A 1,115-nucleotide genomic window follows, 5' to 3' on the forward strand; every position below is an offset into this window, starting at 1 on the left:
TTTTTTTAGTTAAAACACTTGCGTAATATCTTGGAAATCAGTAACTTTGAAGAAAATTTCCTATGTTTTCCATAGCTACTGATTCCAAGATACGGCGCAAAGATAGCGATTTATTCGACATACTGTGCAGTCATTTCGGCAAAACAATCAACTTGGCACGGATACGCTTCATGGCGCTGCTGATTTCGGCTCTGTGCAAGATGCAGACCGTCAGCTTCGGCAGGCTGGCGCTGGCTTTCGGCGGTGCGGCGGAAGCTTCGTCCAACATGCGACGCATACAGAGGTTCATGTCGGGCTACGCCCTCGACCTCTCGCTCATCGCCCGGTTCATCTTCCGTCTGCTTCCGCACGACGGTCCCTACACGCTCTCGATGGACAGGACGAACTGGCAGTTCGGCAGTTTCAAGATCAATGCGCTGGTGCTCGGCGTCACTTACGAAGGCGTGGCTTTCCCGCTGCTGTTCAGGCTGTTGCAAAAGAAAGGGAACTCCAACACGGAGGAACGGATAGCCATCATCGAACGCTACATCGCGCTCTTCGGCAGGGACTCCATAGACTGCCTCGTGGCCGACCGGGAGTTCGTCGGGGCCGACTGGCTGGCCTACCTCAACGTCAGGCGCATCCGCTACCACATCCGCATCAGGGAGAACTTCTGGGTCACAAAGCCGGGCACGGGAAGCAGGTTCAAGGCATCGTGGGCTTTCCTGGGCCTGAGGGCCGGGCAGTCGAAGAGCCTCGACGGCATATACGTCGTCAACGGACAGATGTGCTATCTTTCGGCGGCAAGGATGAAGGACGAAGACGGTGTCCCAAAACTCCAGATACTGGTGTCCTACAACCGCCCCGACGAAGCTGCCGAGACCTACAGGATGCGCTGGCAGATCGAGACCTGCTTCAAGTCCATGAAATCCAGCGGGTTCAACATTGAGGACACCCACCTGGCTGACATCGAACGGATTGAAAGGCTCTTCGCCATCGTCACCATCGCCTTCCTCTGGGCATACCTGGTCGGAATCTCCAGAGACAGACTGGTCAAGAAAATCAGAATACTCAAGAACGGGAGAAAGGCCGTGTCATTCTTCAAGTACGGCCTGGACTACATCGCCGAGTGCATA

General features: G+C 54.9%; 2 protein-coding genes. One reads left to right on the forward strand and one right to left on the reverse strand.

The window, feature by feature from the left end:
• Positions 1-130: 130 nt before the first annotated feature.
• Positions 131-277 carry a hypothetical protein gene (locus tag MJZ25_16710; GenBank protein ID MCQ2125802.1) on the reverse strand — a complete coding sequence of 49 codons (147 nt, stop codon included), beginning with the start codon at positions 275-277 and terminating at the stop codon, positions 131-133.
• Here MJZ25_16710 and MJZ25_16715 point away from each other — a divergent pair.
• The coding region (locus tag MJZ25_16715) for an IS4 family transposase (GenBank protein MCQ2125803.1) at positions 267-1,115 on the forward strand (849 nt) is incomplete at its 3' end. The two genes, MJZ25_16710 and MJZ25_16715, sit on opposite strands and share 11 nt — an antisense overlap.

It is taken from the genome of Fibrobacter sp. (assembly GCA_024399065.1).
Taxonomy (GTDB): Bacteria; Fibrobacterota; Fibrobacteria; order Fibrobacterales; family Fibrobacteraceae; genus Fibrobacter.